This is a genomic window from Acidiferrobacteraceae bacterium, assembly GCA_037388825.1.
In the GTDB taxonomy this organism is placed as follows: domain Bacteria; phylum Pseudomonadota; class Gammaproteobacteria; order Acidiferrobacterales; family JAJDNE01; genus JARRJV01.
In genome coordinates this window covers 37,554-52,962 of record JARRJV010000025.1, presented here as the reverse complement: position 1 = coordinate 52,962, position 15,409 = coordinate 37,554, and the positions used below count along the sequence as shown (strand labels likewise).

Annotated in this window: 15 protein-coding genes and 1 other RNA gene; 1 reads left to right on the top strand and 15 read right to left on the bottom strand. The window is 63.1% G+C overall.

Going from position 1 to position 15,409, the window contains the following annotated elements; all coding sequences use genetic code 11:
• Positions 1 to 35: 35 nt before the first annotated feature.
• From P8X48_06610 to rnpB, 14 genes are all read right to left on the bottom strand, one after another.
• Positions 36 to 206: a hypothetical protein gene (locus tag P8X48_06610; GenBank protein MEJ2106988.1), complete on the bottom strand. Its 171-nt coding sequence runs from the start codon at positions 204 to 206 to the stop codon at positions 36 to 38.
• The gene (murB, locus tag P8X48_06605; GenBank protein ID MEJ2106987.1) at positions 203 to 1,096 is read right to left on the bottom strand and encodes a UDP-N-acetylmuramate dehydrogenase; all 894 of its coding nucleotides are present in this window, start codon (positions 1,094 to 1,096) and stop codon (positions 203 to 205) included. The genes P8X48_06610 and murB overlap by 4 nt, the downstream gene beginning before the upstream one ends.
• On the bottom strand, positions 1,093 to 2,490 hold the full coding sequence (gene murC / locus P8X48_06600) for a UDP-N-acetylmuramate--L-alanine ligase (GenBank protein MEJ2106986.1): 1,398 nt from the start codon (positions 2,488 to 2,490) through the stop codon (positions 1,093 to 1,095). Before murC ends, murB begins: the two co-directional genes overlap by 4 nt.
• Positions 2,483 to 3,559 carry an undecaprenyldiphospho-muramoylpentapeptide beta-N-acetylglucosaminyltransferase gene (gene murG / locus P8X48_06595; protein ID MEJ2106985.1) on the bottom strand — a complete coding sequence of 359 codons (1,077 nt, stop codon included), beginning with the start codon at positions 3,557 to 3,559 and terminating at the stop codon, positions 2,483 to 2,485. The genes murC and murG overlap by 8 nt, the downstream gene beginning before the upstream one ends.
• Complete coding sequence (gene ftsW, locus P8X48_06590; protein MEJ2106984.1) at positions 3,556 to 4,719, bottom strand: putative lipid II flippase FtsW; 1,164 nt, start codon at positions 4,717 to 4,719, stop codon at positions 3,556 to 3,558. The genes murG and ftsW overlap by 4 nt, the downstream gene beginning before the upstream one ends.
• A complete protein-coding gene (gene murD, locus P8X48_06585) occupies positions 4,716 to 6,044 on the bottom strand; it encodes a UDP-N-acetylmuramoyl-L-alanine--D-glutamate ligase (protein MEJ2106983.1) in 1,329 nt (442 codons plus the stop codon). The genes ftsW and murD overlap by 4 nt, the downstream gene beginning before the upstream one ends.
• A 22-nt stretch (positions 6,045 to 6,066) precedes the next feature.
• Complete coding sequence (gene mraY, locus P8X48_06580) at positions 6,067 to 7,149, bottom strand: phospho-N-acetylmuramoyl-pentapeptide-transferase (GenBank protein MEJ2106982.1); 1,083 nt, start codon at positions 7,147 to 7,149, stop codon at positions 6,067 to 6,069.
• A gap of 21 nt (positions 7,150 to 7,170) precedes the next feature.
• Entirely contained in the window at positions 7,171 to 8,511 is a 1,341-nt protein-coding gene (gene murF, locus P8X48_06575; GenBank protein MEJ2106981.1) for a UDP-N-acetylmuramoyl-tripeptide--D-alanyl-D-alanine ligase, read from the bottom strand.
• Positions 8,511 to 9,980, bottom strand: a complete 1,470-nt coding sequence (locus tag P8X48_06570) for a UDP-N-acetylmuramoyl-L-alanyl-D-glutamate--2,6-diaminopimelate ligase (GenBank protein MEJ2106980.1) — start codon at positions 9,978 to 9,980, stop codon at positions 8,511 to 8,513. Before P8X48_06570 ends, murF begins: the two co-directional genes overlap by 1 nt.
• On the bottom strand, positions 9,977 to 11,692 hold the full coding sequence (locus P8X48_06565; protein ID MEJ2106979.1) for a penicillin-binding protein 2: 1,716 nt from the start codon (positions 11,690 to 11,692) through the stop codon (positions 9,977 to 9,979). Before P8X48_06565 ends, P8X48_06570 begins: the two co-directional genes overlap by 4 nt.
• Positions 11,689 to 11,970, bottom strand: a complete 282-nt coding sequence (ftsL, locus tag P8X48_06560) for a cell division protein FtsL (GenBank protein MEJ2106978.1) — start codon at positions 11,968 to 11,970, stop codon at positions 11,689 to 11,691. The genes P8X48_06565 and ftsL overlap by 4 nt, the downstream gene beginning before the upstream one ends.
• Positions 11,967 to 12,908: a 16S rRNA (cytosine(1402)-N(4))-methyltransferase RsmH gene (gene rsmH / locus P8X48_06555; protein MEJ2106977.1), complete on the bottom strand. Its 942-nt coding sequence runs from the start codon at positions 12,906 to 12,908 to the stop codon at positions 11,967 to 11,969. The genes ftsL and rsmH overlap by 4 nt, the downstream gene beginning before the upstream one ends.
• Before the next feature lie 8 nt (positions 12,909 to 12,916).
• Entirely contained in the window at positions 12,917 to 13,372 is a 456-nt protein-coding gene (gene mraZ, locus P8X48_06550) for a division/cell wall cluster transcriptional repressor MraZ (GenBank protein MEJ2106976.1), read from the bottom strand.
• 239 nt (positions 13,373 to 13,611) lie between these two features.
• Positions 13,612 to 13,962: RNase P RNA component class A (rnpB, locus tag P8X48_06545), an RNA gene on the bottom strand.
• A 336-nt stretch (positions 13,963 to 14,298) separates the two neighbouring features.
• Between rnpB and P8X48_06540 the strand changes: the two genes are divergently transcribed.
• A complete protein-coding gene (locus P8X48_06540; protein MEJ2106975.1) occupies positions 14,299 to 14,466 on the top strand; it encodes a hypothetical protein in 168 nt (55 codons plus the stop codon).
• Between the two features lie 69 nt (positions 14,467 to 14,535).
• On the opposite strand, the gene rsmI is transcribed toward P8X48_06540, so the two are convergent.
• Complete coding sequence (rsmI, locus tag P8X48_06535) at positions 14,536 to 15,390, bottom strand: 16S rRNA (cytidine(1402)-2'-O)-methyltransferase (protein ID MEJ2106974.1); 855 nt, start codon at positions 15,388 to 15,390, stop codon at positions 14,536 to 14,538.
• Positions 15,391 to 15,409: the final 19 nt, after the last annotated feature.

Sequence of the window (15,409 nt, the reverse complement as noted above, 5' to 3'; positions counted from 1 at the left end):
AGATTCAAGAGACCTTGATGTTAGAATACCTTTGCTTACTGCTCAAGTTGTTTGAGCACATCGCGACCGGCGTCGATCCCATGGGCATCCACACCGCGGCGTTGCAGGGCGGCGAGTACGGCGGCGCCGCTGCGCAGGGAAACCTCCCGTTCCGCCGAGGGTCCGCCCATCAGGACCGCCACCTTGCCGAGACCACGCGCGCTCATTCGGCCTCCCCCACGATACGTACCTCCGGTTCCAGCAGGACGCCGTGGGCTTCGTGCACGGCCTGCCGGACGCGTTCGATGAGACGTTCAATATCGGCGGCACGGGCACCGCCGGTATTGACGATGAAGTTGGCATGCATGTCCGAAACGCAGGCCTCGCCTTCGCAGATACCCTTGAGCCCAGTGGCCTCGATCAGGCGCGCGGCATGGTCGCCCGGAGGATTCTTGAAAACGGAACCGGCGTTGGCTGTCTGGGTCGGCTGACTGCTGCCCCGCTGCGCAAGCAGGCGCTTGATCTCAGCCTTTGCATGGCTTCCATCGCCCGGCCGCAAGCGGAAATGGGCGGCGACAAACCACTCACCTTCCGGTCCGTGGACCGAGCGATAGGCAATGGTGAAGTCGTCCGGTGTACGCGTGCGAATCTGGCCATGGACATCGATGGTTTCCACCGCGGCCACAATGTTCCAGGTCTCGCCGCCAAAGGCGCCGGCGTTCATCGCCAGGGCGCCGCCAATGGTCCCGGGAATTCCGGCAAGAAATTCCCCACCAACCAGATCGTGCCGGGCACAGAATCGGGCGGCCTTGGCGCTGGCGACACCCGCCTCGGCGCGCACCAAACCGGCCTCCATCAATTCCAGATCCCCCAGCGCTCCGGAGGTCGCGACTACCGTCCCGCGCACGCCGCCATCACGCACCAGCAGGTTGCTGCCCAGGCCGACGAAGTACACGGGCTCGCCCTCGGGCAGCGTGCCCAGAAACCGGGACAGATCCTGAAGATCCGCGGGATGGTAGTAACAATCCGCCGGGCCGCCGACACGCCAACTGGTATGGCGCGACATCGGTTCGTTCCGCTTCAGCTGTCCGTGCATTACATTGGCCGCTACGTTCACACGACCTCCTTCAGCTGCTCGGGCAGACTCGCGGCGAGCTGGCCGATGTTGCCGGCGCCCATGGTAAGCAGGATGTCATTTGGCTGCAGCACGCCGCGCAATACCTGCGGTAGAGTCTCAAGATTCTCCACGAAGATCGGATTGGTCAGACCGCGCGCGCGAATCGTACGGCATAGCGTGCGACCGTCCGCTCCGCTGATGGGCTGTTCGCCCGCGGCATAGACCTCCGTGATCAAAAGGGGTTCGAGGTCGCTGAACACGGCCGCGAAGTCGTCGAGCAGGTCGTGGGTTCTGGTGTAGCGATGAGGCTGGAACACCACCACCAGCCTGCGCTCCGGCCAGCCGCGGCGTGCGGCATCAATGGTCATGGCCACCTCGCGCGGATGGTGACCGTAGTCGTCCACCAGAAGTACGTTTCCGTCGTTCCACGGAATTTCGCCGTAGATCTGAAACCGGCGGCCGATGCCGGCGAAGTTGTGCAATCCGTTTGTGATCGCCTCGTCGCTTACGCCGATGGCATTGGCCACGGCGATGGCCGCCAGTGAATTCAGGACATTGTGCTTGCCCGGCTGATTGAGCGTGATATCCAGCCAGTCCTCGCGCTCTCCGTGGGAAACGCGAAACCGCGTGCGGCCGCCTTCCTGCGTGATCTCGCTGGCGCGAATATCCGCCTTGGGTCGCGTTCCGTAGGTCAACACGGGTTTGTGAACCTGCGGGAGGATTTCCCGAACCACCGGGTCATCCACGCACAGCACGGCCAATCCGTAAAACGGCAGGTTGTGCAAGAAATCGACGAAGGCCTTTTTCAGTTGCGCAAAATCGCCACCGTAGGCGCCAAGATGATCGGCATCGATGTTGGTCACCACACTGATGAACGGGTGCAGATGCAGGAAGGAAGCATCGCTCTCGTCCGCCTCGGCCACCAGATATTCGCCATGGCCAAGGCGCGCGTGGGAACCTGCGCTGAGCAGGCGCCCCCCGATAACAAAGGTCGGATCGAGATTCCCTTCTGCGAGCAGGCTGGCGATGAGACTGGTGGTGGTGGTCTTGCCGTGGGTACCGGCCACCGCGATACCCCGCTGCAACTGCATCAACTCGGCCAGCATCTCGGCACGCGGGATCACCGGGATCTTGCGCGCACGGGCCTCCTGCACTTCGGGATTGCCCCCCGCAACCGCAGAGGAAATGACGACCACGTCGGAATCGCCAACATGGCTCGCATCGTGGCCGATGGATAGGTGCACGCCCAGTTCCCGCAGGTGTCGCGTGTTGGCGCTCTCGGCGGCATCGGACCCGGTCACCGTGTAATCCAGGTTGTGCAGGACTTCGGCGATGCCGCACATCCCCACGCCCCCGATGCCAACGAAGTGAATGTGTTTTACCCGATCACGCACGCCTCACCTCCTCACAGATCCGGGCGATGGTCTCGTCCGCATCGGGCGTGGAACACTCGCGGGCGTGCTGTGCCATTTGCAACACGGCGGCGCGCTCGCTTGCCAGGTCGCGCAACACCTCGGCCAGCCGCGTCGGCGTGCACTCGAGTTCGGGGAGCAATACGGCCGCGTCCCGGCTGGCCAGGAATCGCGCATTGGCCGTCTGGTGATCGTCCGTGGCATGGGGAAACGGAACCAGGATGGCGCCCACTCCCGCTGCCGTCAGTTCCGCCACGGTCATGGCGCCGGCACGGCAAATCACGATGTCGGCCCACTCGTAGGCGGCCGCCATGTCGTCGATGAAGGGAGACAACCGGACCTGGTCCGCATGCGCCCCATAGGCAGCGCGGGTTTCGTCCAGCCAGCGCTCGCCACTTTGATGCCAGATTTCCACCAGGTTTTCCCCGGCCAGCTTGCTGTAGGTCTGTGCCAACACCCGGTTCAGGGCGCGCGCGCCCTGGCTGCCGCCCAACAGCAACACCCTGAGCGGCCCCCTACGGTCCCCCATCCGATCCTCCGGCGCCGCGATCGCGCTGATCTCCGGCCGGACCGGATTGCCCACATGCTGCACGCCCGGGATGTGACGGAAAGTTTCCGGGAATCCCACCAACACCCGGGTGGCGAACAGGGACAGGATGCGATTGGTGAATCCGGGAACGGCATTCTGCTCGTGGATGACCAGGGGCCGGCGAAGCACCCAGGCCATCAGCCCGCCCGGTCCCGATACGAAACCGCCCATGCAAAGGACCGCCGCTGGCCGGCGGCGCAGGAGAATGATCGCGGCCTGGGTCATGGCGTACAGGGCCCGAAACGGCAACAGCAACCAGCCCAGCAGTCCGCGTCCGCGCAGACCCTGGATCGCGATCCATTCCATGTGGATTCCGGTCGGCGGAACGAGTTTGGCCTCCAGACCGCGGCGCGTACCCATCCATACGACCTGGATGCCGCTGTGGTGCAGTCGGCGCGCCACGGCGAGCCCCGGCAGGACATGTCCGCCGGTGCCACCAGCCGTAATGAGGATCGTACTCATCGCACACCTCCCTGCGCGCGCACGGTCCGGTCGACCGCTAACAGAAGTCCGACGACAAAGCAGCTCGAAACCATGCTGCTGCCGCCGTAGCTCATCAGCGGCAAGGTCAGACCCTTGGTCGGCAACACGCCCAGGTTCACTCCCATATTGATCATGGCCTGCAAACCGAGCAGCAGACCGCAGCCCTGGGCCAGACGCGCGCCGTACTCCAGCCCCACGTTTTCCGCCGCGCGCGCGATGGCGAAGGCGCGAAACACAAGAATGGTGAACAGCGCCATGACCCCAAGTACGCCCACAAAGCCCAACTCCTCTGCAATTACGGCCAGAAGGAAATCGGTATGGGCAGCGGGCAGGTAGAACAGCTTTTGCACACTGGCGCCGAGCCCGACGCCGAACCATTCGCCGCGACCGAAAGCGATCAGTGCCTGCACCAACTGGAAGCCGGTATTGAACGGATCCGCCCAGGGATTGAGAAATCCGGTCACCCGTTCCAGGCGATAGGGCGAGATCAGGGTCAGGATGCCCACGGAAGCGATGCCAGCGGCTATGCACACCATGAAATGCCACAGGCGCACCCCGCCGAGGAACAACATGGCCAGCACCGTACTGACGATCACGACCATGGTCCCGAGATCAGGCTCCTGCAGGAGCAGCATGCCGACCACGGCCAGGACGATGCCTATCATCAGGATTCCCTGGGTGAACTGGCGCAACTGTTCCTGTCGCCGGACCAGGTAGCCGGCGACATAGATAACCATAAAGCCCTTGGCCAACTCGGACGGTTGCAGGGCGACGCCACCGAAACGGAACCAGCGCGTGCTGCCGTTGATGTGGGTGCCGAGTCCGGGAATGATGACCGCAGCCAACAGGATGACGGCGACGATGAGAAATGCCGGGCCGCTGCGCTCCCAGAAAGTCAGGCGACTGCGTGAGGTCAACCACATCACACCGAGCCCGACACATACATGCAGCGTGTGGCGAAACAGAAAGTAGGCGTCATGGCCCGTTTCCCGCGCTGCGAGATTGATCGAGGCGGAATAGACCATCACGGTACCGAACAGGAGCAAGGTCCCGACCGCCCCCATCAGCCACGGATCGGCCGGTGGCCGGCGGTGGCCGGCGGTGCGGGTTTGTACCCAGGTAAACAGGGCGCTGCTCATGGCTGCAACCGATCCCGCACCGCTTCAGCGAATTCCTCGCCACGGTGCTCGTAATTGCGGAACATGTCGAAACTGGCGCAGGCAGGCGAAAGCAGTACGGCATCTCCCGATCGGGCCAGACCCTGCGCCTGGCGCACGGCATCTTGCATGTCGGCCGCGCGATAGACCGGTACCGCACCACCCAGGGCACGCTCGATCAGTGCCGCATCGCGGCCAATGAGGACAGCGGCACGCACGTGCTCGGCGACGACGGTGCGCAGATGGGAGAAGTCCGCATCCTTGCCCTCGCCGCCGGCGATCCACACCACCGGCCGATCCATTCCGGCCAGGGCCGCCAGTGCCGCACCGACATTGGTGCCCTTGGAATCGTCGATCCAGCGAATCCCGCCGACCTCGGCCACAAGCTGGCAGCGGTGCGGAAGACCGGCAAAGGACCTGGCCGCCTCAGCCCCCTGCGCAGGCTCGACGCCCGCGGCCTCGGCCAGCGCCAGGGCCGCGAGAACGTTGGCGATGTTGTGGCGCCCGTCAATGCGCAGGGCCGATGCCGGCAGCAGCGGTGTATCGCCCCGGGCCAGCCAGACCTCACCCTCATGCTGCACCACACCGTAGTCCTGTTCCCGCGGCGGCTCGCCCGTTGTGAATCGCACGACGGTGCGGCCCGGTTCGGCCATGGCCATGACGCGGGGATCATCGGCATTGAGCACCATGACACCATCGCCATGAAAGATCCGGCGCTTGGCGGCGGCATAGGCCTCAACGTCGCCATAGCGATCCATGTGATCGGCGCTGACGTTCAGTACCGTGGCGGCCCGTGGGGACAGGGTGGAGGTGGTCTCCAGCTGGAAGCTGGACAACTCCAGTACATAGACATCGGGCTCGTCGGCCTCGATCAGCTCCAGTGCCGGCACACCGATGTTTCCACCCACCCGGGTCACGAAACCCGCGTGCTGCACCATCTCGCCAAGCAGGGCGGTAACCGTGCTCTTGCCATTGGAACCGGTCACCGCCAGCACGGGCGCCTTTGCGACACGGGCAAACAATTCGATATCGCCCACGATCTCCACACCGGCATTGGCGATCGCCGGTTCGTGTACCGATACACCCGGGCTCACGACCAGCAGATCGGCCTGGCGCAGGCGTTCGGGGTCCAGACCGCCCGTGTGAACGGGCACGTGGGGGAAAGAATGCTGCAGGGCAGGCAACATGGGCGGTGCATCACGGGTGTCCGCGACCTCGACCGTGTACCCTTGCTGCAGCAAAAAGGGAACGCACGACAAGCCGGTCTTGCCAACGCCCACCACCAGTGCATGCCCTCTTGTGCTCACCGCCAGTTCCTCTGCCCCCATGTCATCGCACCTTCAGGGTGGCCAGCCCGATCAGGACCAGAATTACGGTCACGATCCAGAACCGCACGATGACACGCGGCTCCGGCCAACCCTTGAGTTCGAAGTGGTGGTGCAGCGGCGCCATGCGAAACACCCGCTTGCCCACCAGTTTGAACGACACCACCTGCAGAACCACGGATACGGTTTCCATGACGAACAGGCCGCCCATGATCAGCAACACGATTTCCTGGCGCACCACCACGGCAATCACACCCAGGGCCGCACCCAGGGCGAGCGCTCCGATGTCGCCCATGAACACCTGCGCCGGATAAGTGTTGAACCAGAGGAACCCGAGTCCGGCGCCTACCAGCGCGGCGCAGAAGACCAGCACTTCGCCGGCTCCCGCGATGTAGGGAATCCCCAGGTACTGGGAGAACTGGATATTGCCGGTGGCATAGGCGAACACCGCCAGGGCTCCCGCCACCATGACCGTAGGAAGAATCGCCAGGCCGTCGAGCCCGTCCGTGAAGTTCACGGCGTTGCTGAAGCCCACGATCATCAGGTACGAAAGAATGACGAAGCCCGGACCGAGATGGATCGCGACATTCTTGAAAACCGGTACGATCAACTGTGTCTCCGCCGGCGCGGTGGCGGAAACATACAGGAACACGGACGCACCAAGCCCCACTACGGACTGCCAGAAAAACTTGGCCCTGGCGCCGATACCGCGGGGATCCTTGTTGATGATCTTCTTGTAGTCGTCGATGAAGCCCACAATGCCGAAGGCAAGCGTGGTGAGCAGAACCGTCCACACGAATCGATTGGTAAGGTCCGACCACAAGAGCGTGGAGATTCCGATGGCGACCAGCAGCATCGCCCCGCCCATGGTCGGCGTGCCCGCCTTGGCCAGATGGGTTTCCGGTCCGTCGTCGCGGATGGTCTGGCTCAACTGACGATAGCCGAGACGGCGAATCATGCCCGGACCAATCCAGAACGAGATCACGAGCGCGGTCAGCACCCCGAGAATCCCCCGAAAGGTCAGGTAGCGGAAGACGTTCAGAAAACTGAAGTCCCGCGACAGATATTCGAACAGGTGATACAGCACTGTCCTGGTCCCGTCCCCGTCTTATCCCTGGTCCGCCTGCACGACGCGCCGCACCACATCTTCCATGTGCATGCTGCGCGAGCCCTTGATCAACACCGTCACCTCGCCATGGAGCAGGTCCAGCAGGGCATCGGCACATTCCTCGTGCGAGGCAAAATGTTTCGCGCCCTTGCCAAAGGCCTCCGCCGCGGCGGCACTCAGCGTCCCCACCGTGAGCAGTCGCTCCACACCGACGCGGCGCGCCATCTCACCGACGCGGCGATGAATTTCTTCCGCGGCCTCACCCAGTTCGGCCATGTCTCCGAGAACCAGTACGCGCTCGCCCGATGCTTCACGCAGGACCTGCAGTCCCGCGGCGACTGACGCCGGGTTGGCGTTGTAGGTATCGTCGAGAATGCGCGCCCCGTTGATGCCCTGCTTGATCTCCAGCCGGCCAGCCACGGCCTTGAGCTTCTCCAGGCCCTGACGAATATCGGCCAGACTGGCGCCTCCCGCCAGGGATGCGCTGGCAGCCGCCACTGCATTCATCACGTTGTGTCTCCCGAGCAATGGTAATTTCATTTCCACTTCCCCCATTTCGGTGGTGAGTTGAATCGTGCTTCCGTCCGCAAGGGACTGGTACTGCGCGCTGACGTCCGCCTTGTTCTCAAGGCCAAAGGTGATGTAGCGCCGGGGTGCGGCAAGTTCCCGCCACAAGCCGGCATATTCATCGTCGGCATTGATCACCGCGATCCCGTCCCTTGCCAGACCGGCGAAGATCTCTCCTTTTGCACGGGCAACGGCCTCCACCGAGCCCAGCCCCTCAAGATGCGCGGCGCCGGCATTGGTGATCACGGCCACCGTCGGCCGGGCAAGGTTCGTCAGATAGGCGATCTCACCGCGATGGTTCATTCCCATCTCGACCACGGCATAGCGATGTTCCGGTTTCAGTTTGAGCAGGGTCAGCGGTACACCGATGTCGTTGTTCAGGTTCCCCTCGGTCGCAGAGCCCGGACCGGTTTGTGCCATGATGGAGGCGATCATGTTCTTGACGGTGGTCTTGCCGTTGCTGCCGGTGACGGCGATCACGGGGAACTCGAACCGTGCGCGCCAGTGAGCGGCCAGCTCACCCAGGGCCACCCGTGTATCTGCCACCTCCACGGTCGATAGCGGCGCCTCAATCTCGCGGCTGACCACCGCCCCGACCGCGCCCGCCGCCGCGGCCTCACCCAGAAAGAGATGACCGTCGAAACGCGGGCCCTTTAGGGCGAAAAAAAGATCGCCCGGTCGCAGGCGGCGGGTATCGGTATCCACGCCGGTAAACACCGCATCGCTGCCGTGCAGTCGCGCCTTCAATACGTTCGCGGCCTCGTGCAGGGACATCACGCCGCCTCCCCCATAAGTTGCCGCACCGTTTCCCGGTCGCTGTACGGGCGACGTTCGTCGCCGAACTGCTGGTAGTCCTCGTGCCCCTTCCCGGCGACCAGAACGATGTCGCCGGCACCGGCCCGCGAAAACGCGCTGCGGATCGCCTCGGCGCGATTGTGTACAACCGGCGCCGACCGTTTCATGCCGGCCTGGATCTCTCCGACGATGACGGCCGGGGATTCGTGGCGCGGATTGTCGTCGGTCAGGATGACCGCATCCGCCAGTCGTTCAGCAACCGCACCCATCTGCGGCCGCTTCCCGCGATCGCGATCGCCACCGCAACCGAACACGCACCACAGCTGCCGCTCGGTGTGCTCTCGAAGTGCGATAAGCACCTTCTCCAGGGCATCCGGGGTATGGGCATAGTCGACCACGATCAGTGGCGCCTGTTCGCTACCCGCAAAGCGCTCCATTCGGCCGGCCACCGCATGGGCCGAGCCCAGACGCCGGGCGGCGTCGTTGAGATCCAGCTCACAGTGGACCAGCACCGCCAGGGCCGCGAGCAGGTTGTATGCGTTGAAGCGCCCGAACAGCGGGCTGCGCAGCTCGCAGCCTCCCAAAGGTGTGGTGGCACTCACTTCCAGACCGGCATGGGTCGCCTGCACCCGGGTCGCTCGGAACTCGCCGGCCCGAAGACCGTAGCCGACGGTTGCAAGCCGTTTGCCGACTGTCGCAAGCAGACCTTGTCCATACTCGTCGTCTTCATTGATGACCGCCAGCCGCAGGCTGGCGATCTCGAAGAGTCGAGCCTTCGCCGCACCATAACTGTCCATGTCTCCGTGGTAGTCGAGGTGGTCGCGCGAAAGGTTGGTAAACACCGCGATGTCGAAGCGGACGCCACCGACCCGCCCCTGCTCGAGTGCGTGGGAAGAGACCTCCACGCACACGGCCGTGGCTCCGGCGGACCGGTACTCCGCCATCAGGCGATGGAGCGTGATTGCGTCCGGCGTGGTATGCAGGGTCTGGTCCAGGGCACCGGGAAAGCCGTTGCCCAACGTTCCAATGACGGCGCAGCGACCGGACTTGCCATCCAGTGCCTGCGCAACCAGGTGGCTGACCGTGGTCTTGCCATTGGTCCCCGTGACGCCGATCACGGTCAGTCCCGATGAAGGCGAATCATAGAAGCGGTCCGCGATCCTGCCGACCATCTGTGCCAGACCGTCGGCCGCCAGGGCCGGCAGTCCCATGTCCGCGAGCGCGTAGCCGTCACCCCCTTCGAACACCACGGCAACCGCGCCGCGGGCCTTCGCATCCTCGATGTAGTCGCGTCCGTCGGCCCGGATTCCGGGGAAGGCGAGGAACAAGGTACCGGGTTCGACCTGGCGGCTATCCAGCGCCAGACCGCGAATCCCGCAATCCAGTTCCGCGGGAACGGCCAGCATTCCCTGCAGGAGATCGGACAACTTGCGATCGCCCGCGTTCATGTCGCCCTCCCGTCCCGGCTTTGCACAAGCTGGGGCCGGATATGCGGCGCATCGTCCGGTGCGATATTCAGCAGACGTAGGGCACCGGAGATCACGCTATGAAACACCGGCGCTGCGACCTGGCCACCGAAGTAGCCGTTGCGTACTGGCTCGTCCACCGTGACCACCATGACCAGGCGCGGATTGGTGGCCGGGGCGAATCCGGCGAACAGCGCCATGTGCCGGCGCTCGGCATACTGCCCATCCACCAGCTTGTTCACGGTCCCGGTCTTGCCGGCGATATGGTAATAAGGAATGTCCGCCCTGTGTCCGGTGCCCTTTACGCTAACCGCCTTCTCCAGCATCGCACGCACCTTGTGCGTCAGGGACGTGTCTACGACGTATCGCCGATTGAGCGGCGCATCCGTCGGCAAGATGGAAGGGGTGAGCAGGTATCCACCGTTTGCCAGGACACAGTACGCGCGGGCGAGTTGCAATGTGGTCACGGAAATGCCGTAGCCAAAGGCGAGCGTGGCATTATCTACCCGGGCCCATTCCCTTGGCGGTCGCAGCAATCCACTCACCTCACCGGGCAGACCACTTCCCGTTTCCTTTCCGAAACCGAGACGCACCAGCATGTTCCACAAGGGCTGCTTGCCAATATCCAACGCGATCTTGGCCGCGCCCACGTTGCTGGACTTCTCGATGACCCGGGTCACCGTCAACCATCCGAAGTTGTCGACATCAGTGATGGTATTGGCGCCGATGCGCAGGCGACCGGGCGAAGTATTGATCAGCGTGCCGGGCTTGTACTCGCCCGTCTCCAGGGCCGTGGTGATGGTAAACGGCTTCAGCGTGGAACCCGGTTCGAATACATCGGTGACCGAACGGTTGCGTACCAGCCGTCCGTGCAGATCGGTCCGGTTGTTCGGATTGAACCCGGGCTGGCTCACCATGGCCAGGATCTCACCCGTACGGGCATCCATGACTACGGCGGTACCGCCCCGCGCGTTGTGCAGTTCCACGGCATGCTTGAGTTCGCGGTAGGCAAGATACTGGATGCGGCGATCAATACTGATGCGCAGATCCTTGCCGCGCCTGGGAAGCGAAATGCTTTCCACCGGTTCCACGATCTTTCCATAGCGGTCCTTCAGCACCCGCTTGAGTCCGGGCGTGCCCGACAACCATTTATCGAAGGCAAGCTCCAGTCCTTCCTGGCCATGATCGTCAACGTTGGTGAAACCGAGTATGTGACCCGCCGCTGCGCCGGCAGGATAGTAGCGGCGGTATTCGTGCACCACGGAAACGCCGGGGACATCCAATGCAAGAACGGCGTCGGCGAATTCCGGGGCCACCTGGCGCCGGAGATACATGAACTCTTTGCCTTTGTAACGGCGAACCGCCCGCGCGAGCTCCCGCGTACTCATGTGAAGCTTGCGCGCCAGCGCCGGCCAATGGGTCCGCGCCTGCGCCAGTATCTCGGGCTGGGCCCAGATGGAATCCACCGGGGTGCTGACCGCCAGGGGTTCGCCGTTGCGGTCCAGAATCATTCCCCGGGGCTGTACGTCCTTGACCACACGCAGGTAACGCGAGTTGCCCTGCCGCTGTAGATAGTCGGCGTGGAAGATCTGTAGCCACGCAGCGCGTGTGACAAGACCACCCATTGACAGTGCGAGGGCAAGCAACACCAGCCAGGCCCGGAACCGCGACGACATACTCATTGCCCCGCTCATGGCTTGTCTCCACCGGCACGCAGATCCAGGACCACTGCCTGCTTCGAATCCGGCGTGGTCATCCCCAGACGCGTGCGCGCGATGGCCTCGACCCGTCGATGCTGGGACCAGGCCCCCTCCTCCAGCAATAGACGTCCCCATTCCGTGTTGAGCGCATCCCTTTGGGCAAGCAGCTGCTGAAGCTCGGCGAACTGATCCCGGCTTCGGTGGCGCAATTCGATGACGGTGATGGCGGTCACGGTCAGGCAGGCGGCGAGAATGACAACGCGCCGGTTCATGGCCGGACTCCGATTCGTTCGGCGACGCGAAGAACCGCACTGCGGGCCCGCGGATTGCGCTGCACCTCCTCGGTACCGGCCCTCACCGGTTTGCCGACGATCCGCAAACGTGGTTTCAGCTCCGATTGTGGAATCGGAAGGTCGGGAGGAAACTCGTCGCCGCGCGCCTCTTTCTGCATAAACCTCTTCACGATCCGGTCTTCGAGCGAATGAAAACTGATGACCGCGAGTCTTCCGCCCTCCCGCAGCACCTCCACCGCCTGCGGCAACGCCGACTCGAGCTCGTCGAGTTCATGATTAATATGGATACGGATGGCCTGGAAGGTTCGCGTGGCCGGATCCTTTCCGGGTTCGCGCGTGGGCACGGCGCGAACACAAATCGCTGCAAGCTGCTCGGTGGTTTCGATGGGAGCCTGTTCGCGCTCGGCGACAACGGTACGGGCGATTCGACGGGCGAACCGCTCTTCGCCATAGTCGCGAATCACCCGCGCGATTTCCTGTTCCGTTGCACGATTCAGCCAATCGGCTGCCGATTCACCGCGATCCGGATCCATACGCATGTCCAGAGGTCCGGCATGCCTGAAGCTGAAGCCGCGGGCTGGTTCATCCAGTTGGGGAGACGAGACCCCCAGGTCCAACAGAATTCCGTCGACCTGCCCAATGAGTCCCAAGTCCTGCACGTACTGTCCCAACATCGAAAAAGGTCCGCGCCTTATTTCAAACCGGTCATCGCCGGCAAATTCTTTTTCCGCTACGGCCACGGCTTCCGGATCCTGATCCATGGCCAGCAGTCGACCCTCATCACCCAGTCCCCGCAAAATGGCGCCGGCGTGGCCGCCGCGGCCAAAGGTCGCGTCCACGTACACGCCACCTGCGCGAGGCTGTAACGCGTTCAGCACGGCCTCCAGAAGTACTGGCTCATGTGCACGCTCCTCCAATCGCCGTCCTATAACGACAGCGAACCCAGTTCGTCCGGGAGTTCGCCTTCGTCTTCATCTCCGGCCTGCATCCACTCGTCACGCCGGCTGGCCCAGCGGGCCTCATCCCATACCTCGAATTTGTTGCCCTGACCGATGAGTACCACTGCCTTGTCCAGGCCGGCGAACTCGCGTAGCGGCGGGGGCAACAGGATGCGCCCGTTGCCGTCCAGTTCGCATTCGGTGGCATGTCCGATCAGCAGTCGCTGCAGGCGCCGGGCCTGCTTGTTAAAACTCGGGAGGCGCACCAGTTTGCGCTCGATCTCTTCCCATTCGGGCAGGGGGTACAGAAGCAGGCAGGTGTCACGATCGACGGTGACCACCATATGGCCTTCGCACTGGCGCAGCAGGCCATCGCGATAGCGCGTCGGAATCGCCATTCGCCCCTTGCTGTCCAGATTGATGGTGCTGACACCGCGATACATACCTCCTCCCGGAAGTGCTCCTACCCACATTTACCCACATTTTCCCACTAATCCACACTATATGTACCATCTCAGAGCACTGTCAAGCGAATTTCCCACCGCAGGGGGGCAAGTTTCCTTTTTTCGACAAGCGTTTAGCGAGGTTCGATGAAGCGTCATCGGCAGAACCGCCGGGAGAATTTCTAAGAAACTGATAGAGAAGAACCCTCCAATATACTGAAATATTGGAGGATTGGAAGAGGATGAGTCAGCCGATAAGCCGGGTTCTGTCGTGGACAGTCATTCATCTGGGACGCACGTCGCCGTACGCCTCATGCAGCCTACCCGGGAACGGCGCGGGCCACGCCATGGTTCCCCTATTTGGCCTTGCTCCAGGTGGGGTTTTCCCTGCCACCGCTGTTGCCAGCGGCGCGGTGCGCTCTTACCGCACCATTTCACCCTTACCGGCGGCCCGAGGGCCGCTTAGGCGGTGTATTTTCTGTGGCACTTTCCGTGGGCTCTCGCCCCCCAGGCGTTACCTGGCACCTTGCCCTGTGGAGCCCGGACTTTCCTCCACGCGCCAAGCGCGCAGCGACTGTCTGGCCGACTCCGCCGGCAATTATATAGTTAAAAAGGCTCCAACTCACCTCCCGGAGTAGGCACTCACACCGCCACCATCCGCGCCGGAAGGATAACAGCCTCAACCAACGACGTGATTCGGAACTCGCACCAGAATAGTGCACTGGGTTTTCCATTCGTGGGCGGTAAGCCATCGCTTTGGCCCACTATCGACGTCCGTCAATATCCGGTCCCATTGATAAGCGTATGATTGCAAAAAGAAACGTCCCGGTTTCCCGTCCCTCGCCACAGATGGCACGTGGGTTGCAATCTAAACACGGCAAGAACGGCTAACGCGCTCCCGGGAAACAAAACCTAGGAGACCTGAGATGAAACGCAAATTGGCAAAAGTGATTATCGAAGCAGGCTCACAACTGGGATACATCCGCTACGTGGAGAATCCAGGTCCGGCTGATCGCATCAGCCACTATTTGAACCTCAGCCTGTTTCTTGTGTGTCTGCTGGCTCCCGCCATTCTGGGGTGGCTCGCACACTGAACCGGTCACAACCCTCCTCCTGTGCTTGGTAACAGGCATATTCAGCCGCGGCTTTTGGTGCCAGCCGGGCTAGCTGCTGCTCCCGGAGCCGGAGTTCACCAGCCACCGATACAGGCGGTTCTTTGCCAGCCCCGTAATCTGGCTTGCCAGGGCCGCCGCCTGGCGCGGCGGTAACTCGGAAGCCAGGATCTCCAGGGTTCGCACCGCTTCATCCGGCATCTCGTCTTCTCTCTTTTCCCGCCCCCGAAGCAGGACCACGAATTCGCCCTTCTGTTGATTGGGATCGTCCCGGACCCGCTCGACAACCGCGACCAGCGGACCGTCGAGAACAGTCTCATAACGCTTGGTCAGTTCCCTTGCGACGGCCACCGCCCGATCCCCTCCGTAGACCGCCGCCATGTCTTCCAGGGATTCCACGATCCGATGCGGGCTTTCGTAGAAAATCTGGGTACGCCGCTCGTTCGCACGTTCCTGAAACCAACGCCGGCGCGCTTCCCGGCGCGGCGGCGGGAAGCCGGCGAAGACAAACTCATCGGTTGGCAATCCGGAAACTGACAGTGCGGCGATGGCAGCACAGGGCCCGGGCACCGCGACAACCCGCAGCCCATCGTCGCGCGCGGCCCGTACGAGGCGATAGCCGGGGTCGTTTACGAGCGGCGTCCCGGCATCGCTGATCAGGGCGATATCCTCGCCCGCGCGCAGGCGGTCGACGAGCTGTCCAACCTTCTCCGCTTCGTTGTGTTCATGAAACGAAGTGGTGGTGGTGGCAATGGAGAAATGACGCAGCAGGGGCGCGCTGTGCCGTGTATCCTCGGCCGCGATCAGGTCCACTTTCTTGAGTGTTTCGATGGCCCGCGCGCTCATGTCACCCAGGTTACCGATGGGTGTCGCCACAAGATAAAGGGTCCCGCGCTCGTTTGACATGCCTGTGCCCTGCTTGGAT